Source organism: Microcystis sp. M083S1 (assembly GCF_020246405.1).
GTDB lineage: Bacteria > Cyanobacteriota > Cyanobacteriia > Cyanobacteriales > Microcystaceae > Microcystis > Microcystis aeruginosa_C.
The window spans coordinates 1-13,566 of record NZ_JADBTB010000147.1; the positions used below are offsets into that span (position 1 = coordinate 1).

Consider the following 13,566-nt stretch of genomic DNA (forward strand, 5'->3'; position numbering starts at 1 on the left):
CAGTTGAAGGAATTAATAATAAACTGAAGGTGATTAAAAGGAGAGGCTATGGATTTAGAAACTTTAAAAACTTTAGTCTTAGATGTTTATTAAATTGGCATTTTGCTAGTTGATTTTACATGGTAAGTTCGGAAGAACCACAAAAGATTTTATAACCGGTGCGACCTAATCCACAGACGATGATTTGCGGTTTCATTCGTCGAGCGCGTTTTTTGCTGATTAACCTTTCAGTTTTAGCGCAAAAACTAGGAAAAATCTGTAACTAAAGCTGCAATGCTGCTAATTTTTCTAATCAGGCTTTGAAGATGATAAAATAACCCTGATCATCGATTGAATCACTTCAGCCTTGACTCGCTTTCTTTGGGACAAATTTAGTAAAGATTACCTCGAAACTTTTCTTGCTTCTTCCGGTGACGTGAAAACTAGCCTTGATGTGACGGCAGAAACTCAAGAAATCGATGTGTATTTTCGACCGACTTCTCCCAAAATACCGCCCGAATTAGGCCTATTGGGCAAATTAGCTCAAACCCCTTGTCTATTGGAACCCTATCGCAATCCTGTCATGATTGAGGGAATTCTCGCTTGTTTATCTAAACTGTTGACTGTGCGGGAACAATTACAAAGAGAAGCTCACCGTCATCAACAACCCTTATTAGCAGAAAATATCCCTAGACTATGGATACTAAATCCTACGGCCAGTCAAAGAATTATAACTGCTTTTTCCGCTCTCAATCATCCAGATTGGGGAGAAGGAATTTATTTTTTACCTCCAGCATTAACCACATCCCTTATTGTCCTGCATCAATTACCTGAAACCCCTGAAACCCTTTGGTTAAGATTATTAGGCAGAGGAGGAACCAGAAGCAGAGCGATTGATGAATTAGAGGCCTTGTCTTCTAGTCATCCCTTTAAATCAGCTTCCTTGAAATTATTATACAATTTGAGTAGGAACTTGCAAGCCTTACCCAAAAGAACCCAGGAGGAGAGAAAATTTATCATGCGTTTAGCCCCTTTATACGAACAAGATAGAGAAAAAGCTATTCAACAAGGAGAAGCTATCGGACTTCAAAAAGGTAGAATCGAAGGGATTCAACAAGGAGAAGCTATCGGACTTCAAAAAGAAGCATCCAAGTTAGTGCTACGTCAACTAAAGCGACGTTTTGGTCCACTGACCCCGCATATCACCGAAACTATTCAAAAACTCTCAGTAGAAAAATTAGAAGACTTAGGAGAAGCATTAATAGACTTTGAGACTCAAGCTGACTTAATTAATTGGCTGAACTAATAAATAGGCTTTGAAGATGATAAAATAATCATCATCATTGATTTAATAACTTAGGTCTTGACTCGCTTTCTTTGGGATAAATTTAGTGAAAGACTACCTCGAAACCTTTCTCTCTTCTTCCGGTGACGTGAAAACCAGCCTTGATGTGACGGCAAAAACTCAAGAAATCGATGTGTATTTTCGACCGACTTCCCCCAAAATACCGCCCGAATTAGGTTTATTGGGCAAATTAGCTCAAACCCCTTGTTTATTGGAACCCTATCGCAATCCGGTCACGATTGAGGGAATTCTCGCTTGTTTATCTAAACTGTTGACTGTGCGGGAACAATTACAAAGAGAAGCTCACCGCAATCAACAACCCTTATTAGCAGAAAATATCCCTAGACTATGGATACTAACTCCTACGGCCAGTCAAAGAATTATAACTGCTTTTTCCGCTCTCAATCATCCAGATTGGGGAGAAGGAATTTATTTTTTACCTCCAGCATTAACCACAGCCATTATTGTCCTGCATCAATTACCTGAAACCCCTGAAACCCTTTGGTTAAGATTATTAGGTAGAGGAGGAACCAGAAGCAGAGCGATTGATGAATTAGAGGCATTATCTTCTAGTCATCCTTTCAAATCAGCTGCCTTAAAATTATTATACAATTTGAGTAGGAACTTGCAAGCCTTACCCAAAAGAACCCAGGAAGAGAGTAAATTTATTATGCGTTTAGCCCCTTTATACGAACAAGATAGAGAAAAAGCTATTCAACAAGAAGAAGCTATCGGACTTCAACAAGGAGAAGCCAATCTAGTGCTACGCTTACTTAACCGACGTTTTGGTGAACTTCCCCCGCATATTACCGAAACTATCCAAAAACTAACCGTAGAACAATTAGAAGACTTAGGAGAAGCATTACTAGACTTTAAGAGTCAAGCTGACTTAATTAATTGGCTTAATCAAGCCTAGAATATTCGGGAAAGGTCATTTAAAACTCCTATATTTTTTTCTTGATTGCTCGGAAAATTGAGAGCTTTATTGAATAGGGCAAGGTCTTAGAAATTAATCACGCCATCTCCAAGAAAATCTGGATTTGCTGATTTGAATTCTGAGCTTCTTGGGTGAGATTTTCACAACCTAGACCAAAACTAACTTTTGGATAGGACACACATTTGGGATTCATAGCTTGATTCAACAACGCCGAATAATCTTATACTACTCCTAATCACTTCTCATCTCTTGACAATGACCTTAGAAACCGATCACGGTAAAAGCCATCCCGTCGGTGCGACTGTCTTGGCCGATGGTGTCAACTTCTCACTATTTTCTAAATATGCCACTGCGATCGAATTATTATTATTTGATGATGCTAATTCTCCCGTACCTAGCCAGACTATTCTCCTCACCCCGCAAACAAACCGCACCTTTTTCTATTGGCATATTTTCGTTCACGGCATTGGAGTCGGTCAAGTGTATGCTTATCGAGTCTATGGTCCGGATAATCCGGCCCAGGGTCATCGCTTCGATCCTGATAAAGTAGTTCTCGATCCCTATGCGAAAGCGATTGTCGGTGCGGAAATTTATGATCGGCAAGCTGCCAGCGAAAAAGGCGATAATTGTCATCGAGCTTTGCGGGGTCTGGTAGTGGATACGGGCCGCTATGATTGGGAAGATGACAAACCGCTACGCACTCCCTACTCTGCCAGTTTTATCTACGAAATGCACGTCGGTGGTTTTACTCGCAACCCGAATTCTGGCGTTAGCGAGGAAAAAAGAGGTACTTTTGCGGGATTAATCGAAAAAATACCCTATTTAAAAAACTTAGGCATTACTGCCGTGGAATTGTTACCGATTCATTACTTTGATCCCGCTGCCGCTATGCCGGGGTTAACTAACTATTGGGGTTATAGCACGATCGGCTTTTTTGCGCCCCATGCTGGCTACAGTAGCGATCGCTCACCCCTGGGTCCTTTGAATGAATTTCGGGATCTGGTGAAAGCGTTACACAAAGCGGGGATCGAAGTGATTCTCGATGTGGTTTTCAATCATACCGCCGAGGGGGACGAAACCGGGCCGACTCTTTCCTTGAAAGGTATCGATAATCGCACCTACTATATCCTCGATGCGGTCGATAAAAGCCTCTATAGCAACTATACCGGCTGTGGTAACACCCTCAAGGGTAGTCATCCCATTGTCGGCAAAATGATTCTCGATTGTTTGCGCTATTGGGTGTCAGAAATGCACGTGGATGGTTTTCGCTTTGACCTGGCGGCCGTATTATCGCGCAATGTGGACGGGGAACCGATCCTGCAAAAAGGTTATAACATGATCTGGGCGATCGAATCGGATCCAGTCTTAGCCGGGACAAAATTAATCGCCGAAGCTTGGGACGCGGCAGGATTGTATAGTGTCGGTCAATTTGTCGAATTTGCCGATTGGTTTTCCGAGTGGAATGGTCCTTTTCGCGATGATGTGCGCGCTTTTGTCCGGGGAGATACCGGCATAGTCAGCAAATTAGCGGCGCGGATTTTAGGAAGCCCCGACATATACCACAGACCTGACAACAATGTCAAGAGAAGTATAAATTTTGTTACCTGTCACGATGGCTTTACCCTTAACGATCTAGTTTCCTACGACGAGAAACACAACGAGGCTAACGGCGAGAAGAATCGGGACGGTTGCAACGATAATTTTAGCTGGAATTGTGGAATAGAAGGGGAAACCAATAATGAGGCGATTAAAACCCTGCGACTGCAACAAATAAAAAATCTCTTAACGATCCTGTTCATTTCCCAAGGAACACCTATGCTGTTGATGGGGGACGAAGTGCGACGCACCCAAAAGGGCAACAATAACGCCTATTGTCAGGATAACCAGTTAAGTTGGTTCGATTGGAGTGCGGTAGAGCAAGAGTTCGATCTTTGGTGTTTCGTAAGGAGACTGATCGATTTTAATAAAAAATTAGCTCTTTTCCGTCAGGAAAAATTGCTAGAAGTCACCTATACCAGTCTTGAACCCCATCTCAGTTGGCATGGCGTACAGTTGAGTAAACCCGATTGGTCGGAAGATTCCCGCAGTTTAGCTTTTTCCCTGCGTCATCCCAAGGTGAACGAGTATTTACACATTATGCTCAACGCTTACTGGGAATCTCTCGACTTCCAGTTACCCCCCCTATTCCCAGAGGAAAAATGGCATCGCGTCATCGATACTGCTGGGCAATTGTCCGAGGCAGCCTGTGATTTAGATGCCGCCGCCGCCATTGAATCGGAAACCTATCGGGTGCAAGCGCGTTCGGCGGTAGTCTTAATCGTTAAACCAGTATAACAAGGGGAGAGATATTACCCGATCGAGCGATCTTGAATGCTTTAACTAATGAACAATGGCATCAATTCAATCGTCAAGTCGAAAAACGTTATTTATTTGCGGAGCAATAGCTGAAATGATGCGGCTTTCATTAGCGAAACGGGTATCGATTCTCTCTTTGTGTTTAATTGGTTTTTCCCTGCCTTGGACCGCGTTCAGCGTTTCACCGGTACAGGCGAACCTAGAACCGACTGCGATCGCTATTGGTGATCCCGTCCGAGAAGAAAAGCAAGCTCGGCAGTTAGTAGAATGGTTGGGAACTAAACAATACGGTAAAGTTATTGCAGCTTTGTCACCCCAACTAAAACCCCTCTGGACTGCCGAAAAACTGCAAAAGGTCTGGGAAAGCCAAGTCACTGACAATACTGGACCGTTTAAGCGCATTGTCAAAAGCAAGCTACTCGATGCTATCAATGCCAATTTGGTGATTGTCACCGTTGAATTTGAGAAACTCACTGAAGATGTGGTAATTACCTTTAACCAGTCAGGTCAGGTAGTCGCCGCCAATTTTCCCGAATTTCGCAGTATTTCTGAGATTGGCGATGCTTTTGTCAAGGCTTTGGTCAATAAAGACTACGGCCTGGCCAGAGGCTATCTACACCCTTTTCTCAAAGCTGAGGTTTTCCCCACCAGAGTGCAAGGCGCTTGGGAAAATTTACTTAAGCGTACCGGCCCCGTGCGTCGGGTTGTGGGAACTCAGGTCAGAAAAGGTTCGGATACGGACGGCGTGGATTTGGTGTTGGTGACGATTCAATTTGAAAAACTGACGGATACTTTAATCCTCGTTTTTGATGATCAAAAGCAGATTGTCAACGTGGATTTCCCTTTAGGCAATTAGTAATCAGCCGAAATTACCGCGTAAATTGAGTTGGAGACGATAAGTTATGTTAGATAAAATCGAAGTTCCCATCGAAGCGATCGCAGCTAGGGAGATTCTAGATTCCCGCGGCCGTCCCACTATCGAAGCCGAAGTGCTGTTAGAATCGGGGGCGCTCGGTTTGGCCCAGGTTCCCAGTGGCGCTTCTACGGGCAGTTTTGAAGCCCACGAATTGCGCGATGATGATCCCCAGCGTTACGGTGGTAAGGGAGTCCTGAAAGCGGTTCGCAATGTCCACGAAAAAATCGTCCCGGTTTTGGAGGGGATGAATGCTTTCGACCAAGCTAGTATCGATTTAGCTATGATTGATCGCGATGGCACGGCCAATAAACGAGAATTAGGGGCTAATGCTATCCTAGCCGTCTCTCTGGCTACGGCCAAAGCAGCGGCGGCGGATCTGGGATTGCCTCTCTATCGTTATCTCGGTGGCCCGATGGCCAATGTGCTACCCGTGCCGATGATGAACGTGATCAATGGTGGTTCTCACGCCGATAATAACGTCGATTTTCAGGAGTTTATGATCTTCCCCATCGGGGCCGATTCTTTTAAGGAAGGTTTGCGTTGGGGGGCGGAAGTATTCGCCGCTTTGGGTAAGGCCTTGCACGAACGCAAATTACTGACCGGTGTGGGCGATGAGGGCGGTTATGCTCCGAATTTGGGTTCAAATCAGGAAGCTTTGGATATTTTAATCGAATCGATCGAACGTGCTGGTTATAAACCGGGGTCGCAGGTGGCTTTGGCTATGGATGTGGCCGCCAGTGAATTCTATCGGGATGGTCAATACATCTACGATGGTTCTTCCCATTCTCCCGCCGAAATGGTGGATTTTTTGGCTAGTTTAGTCGATCGCTACCCGATTATTTCTATTGAAGACGGTTTACACGAGGAAGATTGGGATAACTGGAAATTATTGACCGATAAACTGGGGGCGCGGATTCAGTTGGTGGGCGATGATTTGATGGTGACTAATCCCATCCGTCTGCAAAGAGCGATCGATCTGGGTATTGCTAACTCAATCCTGATTAAACTCAATCAGATCGGTTCTTTGACGGAAACCCTACAAACGATCGCCCTGGCTACCCGTCACGGTTATCGTTCTGTCATCAGTCATCGTTCCGGAGAAACGGAAGACACCACGATCGCGGATCTGGCGGTGGCTACTAATGCTGGACAGATTAAAACTGGTTCTCTCAGTCGCAGTGAACGGGTGGCTAAGTATAATCGCTTATTACGCATCGAAGAAGAATTGGGCGATCGGGCGGTGTACGCGCCGAAAGTCGGTTTGGGTCCAAAATTCTTGGCCTAAAATTTGAAAAAAGTTTGCAGTGATCGAAAAAGGGTGTTATAGTAAAGGTACTGATAACTGATAACTGGTCACTGACTATTGTGGTACTTCGCTGAAACCTTTTTCGGCGAAGTATTTATTTAACCACAGTTCGGGTTAAACAGAGGGGGATAAAGCCCATTCCATGGTCAAGCTGAACTTATCGGGCGTTATCGCAGCCAGCGATAGGGAGTTTTTGGGGAAGGGAAAGTTCCCCGTCAGATTTCGACCTCCATTGATTTTTGTAAATAATAATTTCAAGGCACTCGCTACTAGCATAGGATAGAAACGTCGGATTTCTAGGATGGGGGATGATGAAAGACAGTTCTATATTCCAACGTTTCCCACAGGTATTCGCGGGTTTATCGGTGCTATCGATCGCTCTCGTCTTGAGTTCGTGGATAGCGGCACGCTCGTTCTTGGCGGTGAAACGGGCGAGCGATGTTTTTGTCGTCACTGGTTCGGCCAAAAGGGCGATTACATCCGATTATCTTCTCTGGCGTTTATCGGTTTCCAGTCAACAACCCAGCGCTCAGGATGCGTACCGCGATCTGATCCAGCAAACCCAGCGGATACGAGCTTATCTCAAAGAAAAACAAGTTCCCGAAGACGCAATCACCACCAACGCGATCGAGACGATGGCGATTCCCGAAGTAACAGCTAACGGTCAGGAAACTGGGCAAATTCTCGCCTATCGTCTCACCCAGCGCTTCGAGATCCGAGCGAGCGATGTGGCCCGTTACACGGAACTTTCTAGGCAGGTAACGGAATTGATTGAGGAGGGAATTAACCTCGTCTCTGAACCTCCCCAATATCTTTACACCCAACTGGATAAGCTGCGGGTGGAAATGGTGGCGGCAGCGACCAAAGATGCGAGAGCGAGGGCTGAGGCGATCGCTAGTAGTACCGGCAGTCGGGTGGGAAGGGTGCGCGATGCGAAAACGGGAGTTTTTCAGATCACCTCGCGCAATTCCACTGACGTGAGCGATTCGGGAATTTACGACACTTCCTCGATCGACAAAGATATTACCGCAGTGGTTTCGGTAACTTTCGGGATTGACTGAATTATAGTCTTTACCCACGGCTGCATCTGATTTTTGTCAAGCTACCCAGTGGGGATTTTTCCAGGGAAACTATCTTCTAAAATTCGCGCTTAATGGCGATTTTTTCCTCAATCCCGCCGCAGATTAGCTTTTGCAGTGGGATGCTTAGATGCGGTTGTTCATACATTCGTACTAATTTAAGGATGACTGATCATTGTTGATTGTCGTTATTTCTGCACATCTGAGATGCTCCCAGAAAGTCCGGACAAGCTCAGAGAAGATTTTAGTTTCAATCTGGTCATGACAAAACTACCTGAAACTTCAGGAACTGTCCTTGCTATTATCTTTTTGGTTGTCAATCTTTCCCAACTGCTTCGGCAGTTTTTTTGGGCTTTTTTTGTCTTTCTGGCTTTTTTTGCGAACAAATGAACTAAGATAGTCCTTCTCTTTAATAAAAATTATGTTTAAAGTTGTTTTGCATAAGTAAAGCTTATCAATTGGGCGACAAATCAGTGGCATTCAATAGCATGATTTCTGGAGCGAATTTTTCAGCAGACCCTATCTGCAAGGAGAGAGTGAAACGGCTCTCTCCTTAATTATGGCTATTCGTCGTCGTCGCTGGCGCCAACTTGCTTGAGATGAATATGTTTTCTCCCCAAAGTAATTTCAAATTCATCTCCCGGTTTAAGTCCCATTTTTTTGGTGTAGGCCGAACCGATCAGGAGATTATTATTTGATTGGACACTGATCCGGTAGCTGGCCGAGCGCCCACCTCGTCCGTGACCATTGGCACTGCTATCTAAGTCAATTCCCTCAGCATCGATTAAAGCATTGAGAAATTTCATCATATTAACGCGTTCGATACCATTTTTTGTCATGGTATAGTAGCCGCATTCCCGGGCTTTTTCCTCTTTGCTGAGGTTGCCTAGCTGTTTAACTTTCTCAATTAGTTCGAGGCCAGTCAGGGGTTCTGGATTAGTAGTTGTGTTCATTTAAGTTTGCAGTAGATAAGTAAAGGTTAGGGTCATCAAGGCTAGTCGAGGAGAATTGCTCCCCCTGACCAGAAACAATCGGGTTACGATTGATCTCTACACTTATCTTACACGGTATAAACTAAAAATTATCACTTGCTTGAGGAAATTGATTGTAATTGATTAGACTCTATCTCTCGATCAAAATCTTAACAGAATTTATCAATGTTGATCGAGATGCTGAGATAAGGGAGGTTAGTCTTTCTGTCATCAATGAGGGCAGGGGGTAGGATAGAGATCAAGAGGTAAAAATGAGGGATAATGAAGCTAACAACTAGGGGTCACTATAGTGTTAAAGCCTTGCTGGATCTTAGTTTACAACCGAGGGGAACTCCCGTATCGGTAAAATCGATCGCCCTGCGTCAAGATATACCGGCCGCTTATCTAGAGAAATTGCTCATAGAAATGCGACGAGCGGGGTTAGTTCGTTCCTTTCGGGGAGCGCAAGGGGGTTATCAATTGGCCAGGCCGGCAAATCGTATCTCGTTGGGGCAAATTTTGGAGGCGGTGGGAGAGACGATCGAGCCATTATCAGGTTATCATCCCAGGGACGAACAGGCAGAAGATTGGGTGACATTTACTATCTGGAAACACCTCCACGAGAAATTAAAAGAGGCCCTAGGGAAGATTACCTTAGCGGATTTATACTACGATGCGCGTAGCTGGATCGCCGCTAGGGGAGAGGAAACCAGCTTTATTGTTTAGTAGTTTAGAAGTTATGACAGCAACAACTCAAGCAAAGATTTATGGGGGAGGTTGTCACTGTGGAGCGATCCGTTTTCAAGTGGCGATCGAGCATGATCAAGCTCTAGACTGTAATTGTTCGATTTGTCAGAAAAAAGGTTTTCTGCATCTGATTGTTCCTTCAGCACAATTTACCCTCCTAAGCGGTGAAGATTTCTTAAGTACCTACACATTTAATACCCACACAGCCCAACATTATTTTTGTCGTGTTTGTGGTATTCATCCTTTCTATCGTCCCCGCTCCCATCCTGACGCTATAGATATAAACCTGCGCTGTTTGGAGGGTAATGTCTTAGGGGATTTTCAGATCCAGTTCTTTGATGGGGCTAACTGGGAAGACAATATTGAGAAAATTCGGGATGTCGATGGTAAAAGGGAGTAATTGTGAAGGAAACGGCAACGGCGATCATTTTAGTATTAGGGGCAGTTTTAGATTATCTGATCGGCGATCCCTGGGGATGGATTCATCCAGTGCAGGTGATGGGGGCGATTATTGCCGTGGCCACAAAAGTTATCCTTAATTGGACGCGGGAAAAAATTCGCCAACGTTTAGGGGGCATAATTCTGGGACTGGGTTTAATTATCTTGACTGGGGCCTTAACTTGGCTAGGAATCCAATGGTTAGGTCAGGTCAATTTGCTGCTGAGTTGCCTAGTACAAGTGATTCTCTTGGCTAGTTGTTTAGCTGGTAGAAGTTTACGCCGGGCTGCTGAAACAGTCATCGCAGCTTTACAAGCGGAAAATATCACCTTAGCTCGTTGCCAACTAAGTTTATACGTTGGTCGCGACACAGATAATCTCGGCCAAGAAGAAATCCTTCGCGCCCTATTAGAAACCGTCAGTGAAAATGGTGTAGATGGAGTTACCGCGCCACTTTTTTATGCCCTTCTCGGTGCCTTTCTGGGGGTGGGACCAGTTCCCCTCGCTTGCGCTTATAAAGCCGCTAGTACCCTCGATTCGATGATTGGCTATCGTCGGCCACCCTACACCCATATTGGCTGGTTTAGTGCCAAAAGCGAGGATGTTTTGACATGGCTACCCTGTCGTTTAACGGTCTTAACTCTCGCCCTAATTTCGGGCCAGCCGGGGCGGGTTTTAAGCATTTGTTGGCGCGATGCCCGTCGGGATCCTAGTCCTAATTCTGGTTGGAGTGAATGCGTCTATGGGGCGATTTTGGGGGTGCAATTGGGGGGTAAAAATCAATATCGAGGCCAGATTGTGGAAAAACCTTTATTGGGCGATAACCTCAACCCGATTACCGTCAAAACCGTCGAACAGGCTTTGAATTTAACTCGTACTTGTGTATTACTTTGGCTGGCGATCGCTGTCAGCTGCTTGATTGCTAGAGATTTTGCTCAATTGTAGCGACCAGAGGCGACGGCGTTGACGGGATTGACGCTGCCAGTAACGGATAATCAGGGAGAAGGTCAAGAATAGGGATTGCAGTATCTGTATCTGTCCGCAGAGACGTTGATAGTTTTGTCTGAGATAATAGGTTTTCGCCCCGGCGATGACAATATATTCGGGGGCGGGGTAAAAAATGTGGTGTAAACGTCGTTCCACCCGGTTTAAAATTTTGGTCACTCGCCCTAAAATCCGCCGCAATTGCCACAATTTCCAGAGTAGAAAGCAATTAAATAAAGTTAAGCCTAGATTGAAGCCGAGGACAAAAAAGAACATGGTCGAGGCGATGGTCGAGTTATGCCAATTTTAGCCTAGATTCCCGACTTGAAAGTGTCGGGGAAAGAAATCTAATCAGCTGCCCGGGTATTTAGGGTTTGCTGAATAAGCTGTTCGTAATTTAAATTGCTTGTTGAGATCAGGCGGTCGGCGGTCGGCAGGAGTCAGTATTCAGGAGTCAGGAGATAGGAGACAGGTTTTGGGGGTTGGGGTTTTGGGGTTTTGGGGTTTTAGTTCAATTTCCCCACTTCCCCCCCCCAATTCATAATTCATAATTCATAATTCATAATTCCCACACCCCACACCCCACACCCCACACCCCACACCCTGCCCCCAGGAAAAGCTTTTTGCCGCAAACCCTAGTTAGCGTCCGAGGGCGTGTAATCCGTTAATAATTTCGGCACAGCGCTCGGTAACTGCCTGTAAAGCCTCTCTTTTGCTAGAAATCGGTGGCGGCAGCACTTCTCCGATGCGAATAGTTAAGGGGATACTATGGGGAAAAGAAGAACCTTTTTGAAAAATCTTTTCTGTCCCCCATAAACTGACGGGTAACAGGGGAACTCCCGCTTTAGCGGCAATCATCGCCGCGCCTAGTTTTGGTTGATGGATCAATCCGTCCTCGGTGCGGGTTCCCTCCAGAAACACTCCCACTGCCCAGCCCGCTGCTAATGCTCCCATCGCCGCCCGAATTGCCCCGCGATCACCACTGCTGCGTTTGACGGGATAGGCCCCATAAAGAGCGATCGCCTGTTTTAAAATCGGGATGGTAAATAATTCTTCTTTAGCCATATAAGCTACGGGACGACGCACGGCACAGGATAATAGGGGTGGATCGAAGTAACTGGCGTGATTGCAGACGATAATCAGAGGATGACGACGGGGGACATTTTCCACTCCGTAAACGCGACCGCGAAAATAGCCGTGTAGGGTTGGGCTAACGATCGACCATTTAAAGAGATGATATAAAACTAAACTGGCAAAAGGTTCTCGCTCTTGAGGCTGGTTCATGACTGACAATTGTTCCCTAGACATGGAAAAGCCCCTGGGAGTCTTGCCGTGTTTCGACCCCAAGGACTTTGCTTTCTTCTCACTCCTCACACAATTAAAATCTATAGCAATTTATGGGTTAGGGAAAGGTTAAGCGTGCCGCTTTCTTAACTGGCATAATTACTTACCTACGGTTGAGAGCGCCAAAAGGATTAGCAAGATGTGTAATTAATTTTGCCTAGGTACTGAAAAAAAGTTGGGTTAAAATATAAAGGCCAAATCTAGTGAGAAAAAGAGATTTTTTATGGAAAAACAGGTAAATTGTGCTGTAGATTGCCTAAATGGTTGTATTTTAGGCGATAAATGCCCCAATCAAGCCCATGCCGCCGAAGCAGCCAAATTTATTGCCGAAACTTCTTTGGAAAAGATGTTAGAAATGGCCGAAGCCGCTAGACTGAAAAAACTGACGCAACCGACCCAATGGATTATTCCCGATGATTTCTAGGGTTTGATAGGGGAAGGGAGAACGGGTAAGAAAGTCGCTGCACCTCATTACTCCCAGTTCACTGAATAAAAGGTAGAGCCTTGGCACAAGCAAGTTAAATTGATTTTATTTATCCATTTTTGCCTTGAGAAATTCTTCTAATTTCTTCATATCTTCTTGACTAGGAGTAAGGGTAAATCTAGTTACACCTGATTCAGTTCGCATTCTATCCATATAAATTCTTAGGGCTTCATCATCTTCTCGATGGGAGAGGACATATTTTCTTAATTCTGGGCGAGACATTTGGTAAAAATCAGGTTGATGATTCATCTTCAAACTCCACATTAGTGAGCAAGATGCTCACATTACTATTTTCATCATACCGAAATAGATGAATATCGGTATAGAAGTTAGACAGGGTTTGACACATTCTAATGCAAGTAAACATCTGTTCGGGAGTGGGTATCATTATTGATGGCTTTTTCCTCCAATTTACGAGTTTATACCTGTAATAAGTATAGCATAATACTGGATTGAAACAGCTAATTTAGTGCCTTAGATTTAAGGGAATGCGAGCATCATGCTCGCTAATTATTCAGGTAGTCTGCTCGCTAGATGTTATATACCTGGACTTCCCCGTTGACAAAAGGCCATAACCTGTGCTGTAGAAGGGATTAAGAGAATTTACAGCACCCCGTTACTGGGTACAAATCAGGGAAACTCCCAATAAATCTAACGCTTTTTGTTGCAGTTGGGTCGGTC

At 44.9% G+C, this 13,566-nt stretch carries 15 protein-coding genes and 2 pseudogenes; 12 read left to right on the plus strand and 5 right to left on the minus strand.

What is annotated here, in order from left to right; translation table 11 throughout:
• The 8 genes and pseudogenes from IM450_RS14220 to IM450_RS22735 all read left to right on the plus strand — a co-directional run.
• Positions 1 to 113: transposase (locus IM450_RS14220; protein WP_036400142.1), on the plus strand; the 113-nt coding region annotated here is incomplete at its 5' end.
• A gap of 233 nt (positions 114 to 346) precedes the next feature.
• Complete coding sequence (locus IM450_RS14225; protein ID WP_287668444.1) at positions 347 to 1,285, plus strand: DUF4351 domain-containing protein; 939 nt, start codon at positions 347 to 349, stop codon at positions 1,283 to 1,285.
• A gap of 57 nt (positions 1,286 to 1,342) precedes the next feature.
• Positions 1,343 to 2,240 (plus strand): annotated as a pseudogene (locus IM450_RS14230) (DUF4351 domain-containing protein).
• A 276-nt stretch (positions 2,241 to 2,516) separates the two neighbouring features.
• The gene (gene glgX / locus IM450_RS14235) at positions 2,517 to 4,595 is read left to right on the plus strand and encodes a glycogen debranching protein GlgX (protein ID WP_287668448.1); all 2,079 of its coding nucleotides are present in this window, start codon (positions 2,517 to 2,519) and stop codon (positions 4,593 to 4,595) included.
• A 115-nt stretch (positions 4,596 to 4,710) separates the two neighbouring features.
• Entirely contained in the window at positions 4,711 to 5,472 is a 762-nt protein-coding gene (locus tag IM450_RS14240; RefSeq protein WP_287668450.1) for a DUF3887 domain-containing protein, read from the plus strand.
• A gap of 46 nt (positions 5,473 to 5,518) precedes the next feature.
• The gene (eno, locus tag IM450_RS14245; protein ID WP_287668453.1) at positions 5,519 to 6,817 is read left to right on the plus strand and encodes a phosphopyruvate hydratase; all 1,299 of its coding nucleotides are present in this window, start codon (positions 5,519 to 5,521) and stop codon (positions 6,815 to 6,817) included.
• A 332-nt stretch (positions 6,818 to 7,149) separates the two neighbouring features.
• Positions 7,150 to 7,899, plus strand: a complete 750-nt coding sequence (locus IM450_RS14250; protein WP_287668455.1) for an SIMPL domain-containing protein — start codon at positions 7,150 to 7,152, stop codon at positions 7,897 to 7,899.
• Between the two features lie 236 nt (positions 7,900 to 8,135).
• Positions 8,136 to 8,301 (plus strand): annotated as a pseudogene (locus tag IM450_RS22735) (IS5/IS1182 family transposase); the annotation flags it as partial.
• Between the two features lie 179 nt (positions 8,302 to 8,480).
• On the opposite strand, the gene IM450_RS14260 reads toward IM450_RS22735, so the two are convergent.
• Positions 8,481 to 8,870 (minus strand): AbrB family transcriptional regulator, encoded by a 390-nt coding sequence (locus tag IM450_RS14260; protein WP_002737568.1) that lies wholly within the window; start codon positions 8,868 to 8,870, stop codon positions 8,481 to 8,483.
• 300 nt (positions 8,871 to 9,170) lie between these two features.
• Between IM450_RS14260 and IM450_RS14265 the strand changes: the two genes are divergently transcribed.
• The 3 genes from IM450_RS14265 to cbiB are packed head-to-tail and all read left to right on the plus strand — an operon-like array spanning position 9,171 to position 11,018.
• Positions 9,171 to 9,614: an Rrf2 family transcriptional regulator gene (locus IM450_RS14265; RefSeq protein WP_002783777.1), complete on the plus strand. Its 444-nt coding sequence runs from the start codon at positions 9,171 to 9,173 to the stop codon at positions 9,612 to 9,614.
• Entirely contained in the window at positions 9,562 to 10,035 is a 474-nt protein-coding gene (locus IM450_RS14270; protein ID WP_002802937.1) for a GFA family protein, read from the plus strand. The genes IM450_RS14265 and IM450_RS14270 overlap by 53 nt, the downstream gene beginning before the upstream one ends.
• 2 nt (positions 10,036 to 10,037) lie before the next feature.
• On the plus strand, positions 10,038 to 11,018 hold the full coding sequence (cbiB, locus tag IM450_RS14275) for an adenosylcobinamide-phosphate synthase CbiB (RefSeq protein WP_287668458.1): 981 nt from the start codon (positions 10,038 to 10,040) through the stop codon (positions 11,016 to 11,018).
• Here cbiB and IM450_RS14280 read toward each other — a convergent pair.
• Positions 10,959 to 11,333 (minus strand): hypothetical protein, encoded by a 375-nt coding sequence (locus IM450_RS14280; protein WP_287668461.1) that lies wholly within the window; start codon positions 11,331 to 11,333, stop codon positions 10,959 to 10,961. The two genes, cbiB and IM450_RS14280, sit on opposite strands and share 60 nt — an antisense overlap.
• 363 nt (positions 11,334 to 11,696) lie before the next feature.
• Positions 11,697 to 12,365 carry a lysophospholipid acyltransferase family protein gene (locus IM450_RS14285; protein ID WP_002773597.1) on the minus strand — a complete coding sequence of 223 codons (669 nt, stop codon included), beginning with the start codon at positions 12,363 to 12,365 and terminating at the stop codon, positions 11,697 to 11,699.
• Positions 12,366 to 12,624: 259 nt separating this feature from the next.
• On the opposite strand from IM450_RS14285, the gene IM450_RS14290 reads away from it, so the two are divergent.
• Positions 12,625 to 12,825, plus strand: a complete 201-nt coding sequence (locus IM450_RS14290; RefSeq protein WP_002798182.1) for a hypothetical protein — start codon at positions 12,625 to 12,627, stop codon at positions 12,823 to 12,825.
• A gap of 105 nt (positions 12,826 to 12,930) precedes the next feature.
• Here IM450_RS14290 and IM450_RS14295 read toward each other — a convergent pair whose 3' ends face one another.
• Both IM450_RS14295 and IM450_RS22740 read right to left on the minus strand, forming a co-directional pair.
• Complete coding sequence (locus tag IM450_RS14295; protein WP_002758886.1) at positions 12,931 to 13,134, minus strand: DUF6887 family protein; 204 nt, start codon at positions 13,132 to 13,134, stop codon at positions 12,931 to 12,933.
• On the minus strand, positions 13,118 to 13,273 hold the full coding sequence (locus IM450_RS22740) for a DUF6888 family protein (RefSeq protein WP_002802943.1): 156 nt from the start codon (positions 13,271 to 13,273) through the stop codon (positions 13,118 to 13,120). Before IM450_RS22740 ends, IM450_RS14295 begins: the two co-directional genes overlap by 17 nt.
• Between the last annotated feature and the right edge of the window lie 293 nt (positions 13,274 to 13,566).

Coding starts and splice junctions, on each gene's coding strand:
- glgX (WP_287668448.1), top strand. CDS start 2,517: ATGACCTTAGAAACCGATCACGGTAAAAGCCATCCCGTCGGTGCGACT.
- IM450_RS14240 (WP_287668450.1), top strand. CDS start 4,711: ATGATGCGGCTTTCATTAGCGAAACGGGTATCGATTCTCTCTTTGTGT.
- eno (WP_287668453.1), top strand. CDS start 5,519: ATGTTAGATAAAATCGAAGTTCCCATCGAAGCGATCGCAGCTAGGGAG.
- IM450_RS14250 (WP_287668455.1), top strand. CDS start 7,150: ATGAAAGACAGTTCTATATTCCAACGTTTCCCACAGGTATTCGCGGGT.
- IM450_RS14260 (WP_002737568.1), bottom strand. CDS start 8,870: ATGAACACAACTACTAATCCAGAACCCCTGACTGGCCTCGAACTAATT.
- IM450_RS14265 (WP_002783777.1), top strand. CDS start 9,171: ATGAAGCTAACAACTAGGGGTCACTATAGTGTTAAAGCCTTGCTGGAT.
- IM450_RS14270 (WP_002802937.1), top strand. CDS start 9,562: ATGCGCGTAGCTGGATCGCCGCTAGGGGAGAGGAAACCAGCTTTATTG.
- IM450_RS14280 (WP_287668461.1), bottom strand. CDS start 11,333: ATGTTCTTTTTTGTCCTCGGCTTCAATCTAGGCTTAACTTTATTTAAT.
- IM450_RS14285 (WP_002773597.1), bottom strand. CDS start 12,365: ATGTCTAGGGAACAATTGTCAGTCATGAACCAGCCTCAAGAGCGAGAA.
- IM450_RS14290 (WP_002798182.1), top strand. CDS start 12,625: ATGGAAAAACAGGTAAATTGTGCTGTAGATTGCCTAAATGGTTGTATT.
- IM450_RS14295 (WP_002758886.1), bottom strand. CDS start 13,134: ATGAATCATCAACCTGATTTTTACCAAATGTCTCGCCCAGAATTAAGA.
- IM450_RS22740 (WP_002802943.1), bottom strand. CDS start 13,273: ATGATACCCACTCCCGAACAGATGTTTACTTGCATTAGAATGTGTCAA.